A 2155-nucleotide genomic window follows, 5' to 3' on the forward strand; every position below is an offset into this window, starting at 1 on the left:
TGGTTTTCCCGGTTTCCACGCATAATTATGAATTGCGCTACTGGTTGGCGGCGGGCGGTATCGAGCCCGGCTATTACACGCCCGGCGACGTCGGTGGTACGGTTGGTGCGCAGGCAGCTTTGTCCGTCACACCCCCGCCGCAGATGCCCGCCACGATGGAAGCCGGCACGATTGATGGCTATTGCGTCGGCGAACCCTGGAACCAGGCCGCCGTGCAAAAGAAAATCGGCGTTCCGGTGATTACCGACGATGAGATCTGGAAAAAGAACCCGGAAAAAGTCCTCGGCCTGCGTGAGGATTTTGCCGAGAAATATCCTGCCACGACAGCCGCCATGCTGCGCGCGATCATCAAGGCACAGCAATGGCTGGATGTGGACGGGGGCAAGAACCGTGCAGAGGCGGTGAAAATTCTGGCGCGACCCAATTATGTGGGCGCGGACGAAGCCGTAATCGGCGCCTCGATGACCGGTCAATTTACCTTCCAGGCTGGTGACACACGACCGGCCCCCGACTTTAACATCTTCTTCAGCGATTATGCGGGCTATCCCTTCTACTCCGACGCGATCTGGTATCTCACCCAGATGCGGCGCTGGGGCCAGATTGCCGATGACCAGACCGACCAATGGTATTTCGATACAGCGAAAGCGGTCTATCGGCCTGACCTCTATCTTGCCGCCGCGAAAAAGCTGGCGGACGAGGGAACAATTCCTGCGGAAAGCATCCCGGAAACCGACGGTTTCAAAAGCGAGCAATCCGGCTTTATCGATGGTCTCACCTACGACGGAAAAGCGCCTAACGCCTATCTGGCGAAATTCCCTATCGGTTTGAAAAAAGGTCAGAAAGTGACCGCTTCCGGCGTCAACTAAGCTTCTGATGAATAAAGGAAACAAAGACATGGCGACCGTCATTGTAGATAAGGTTCACAGCGATAATGGCGGGGTTTCTCCGGCAAAAGGGAAGGCTGGCGTTTCAAATGTCTCGGTCGATCCGGTACCATCCACAAAGCCGAGCCTTAAGGCTGGAAAAAGCTGGCCGATTGAACCGAAGAAAATCCTCGCATGGCTGAAAGGTCTTGCGGCTCCGACTATAGGGATATTGGCTTTTCTTGCCTTATGGGCGGCATTGGCACCGCAGGTGGACACATCGCTTGGTAGTCTTCCGGGGCCAGTCGAAGTTTCCGCTCAAGGGGTTTCGCTTTTCGAGGAATGGTCCGCCGCACAAGACCAGAAAGCCGAATTTTATGCGGCGCAGGATGCCCGCAATGAAGCGGCAATTGCCAGTGGTGGCGAAACGCGGAATTTTGAATATAGCGGGTCCCCAACTTTTCTGGACCAGATCTGGACATCTTTGGCGACGGTTGCCCTGGGCTTTTTTCTGGCGACAATCATTGCCGTCCCGCTCGGCCTGATCTGCGGTCTTTCGAAAACTTTCAACGCCGCGATCAACCCGATCGTACAGATCATGAAACCAGTCAGTCCGCTGGCTTGGCTTCCGATTGTCACCATGGTGATTTCGGCAACGATGACCGATCCGGATCCGACCTTACCAAAAAGCTTTGTAATTTCCGCGATCGTCGTGATGCTTTGTTCGCTCTGGTCGACGCTGATCAACACCGCCATCGGCGCAGCATCCATCGACAAGGATTTGATGAACGTCGGCAAAGTGCTTCGGCTTGGCTGGTTTGCCAAACTCACTCGTCTGGTTCTGCCCTCGGCACTCCCGTATATTTTTACCGGCATGCGCCTGTCGCTTGGCGTGGGCTGGATGGTTCTGATTGCAGCCGAAATGCTCGCGCAAAATCCGGGTCTCGGCAAGTTCGTCTGGGACGAGTTTCAGAATGGATCCAGCCAGTCGCTCGCCCGGATAATGTTCGCGGTCATCGTCATCGGCCTGATCGGCTTCTTGCTCGACCGGATCATGATGCTTCTGCAAAATTTCGCCAGTCGCAATCGTACGGTTTGAGGGAAAAGATACGACCAATGCCCCGCCCATATTATCCCTGAAAAACGTCAACAAATCCTATGTTGACGGATCAGGAACCCGGACAGACGTACTCGACAATATCAGTCTCGATGTAGCCGAGGGAGAGTTTATCGCCATTCTGGGTTTTTCCGGTGCTGGCAAAACCACCTTGATAAATTGCATTGCCGGACTG

At 54.7% G+C, this 2155-nt stretch carries 3 protein-coding genes; all 3 read left to right on the forward strand.

Annotated elements, in window-relative coordinates; all coding sequences use genetic code 11:
- The coding region (locus V7680_RS15480) for a CmpA/NrtA family ABC transporter substrate-binding protein (protein ID WP_335654148.1) at nucleotides 1–866 on the forward strand (866 nt) is incomplete at its 5' end.
- Between the two features lie 28 nt (nucleotides 867–894).
- A complete protein-coding gene (locus V7680_RS15485; RefSeq protein WP_335654149.1) occupies nucleotides 895–1962 on the forward strand; it encodes an ABC transporter permease in 1068 nt (355 codons plus the stop codon).
- 100 nt (nucleotides 1963–2062) lie between these two features.
- The coding region (locus V7680_RS15490) for an ATP-binding cassette domain-containing protein (protein ID WP_335654150.1) at nucleotides 2063–2155 on the forward strand (93 nt) is incomplete at its 3' end.

Origin of the sequence: Parasphingorhabdus sp. (genome assembly GCF_036963705.1) — a bacterium.
GTDB lineage: Bacteria > Pseudomonadota > Alphaproteobacteria > Sphingomonadales > Sphingomonadaceae > Parasphingorhabdus.

Bases quoted from the DNA above. Each gene is read 5' to 3' on its own strand.
- V7680_RS15485 (WP_335654149.1), top strand. From the start codon at position 895: ATGGCGACCGTCATTGTAGATAAGGTTCACAGCGATAATGGCGGGGTT.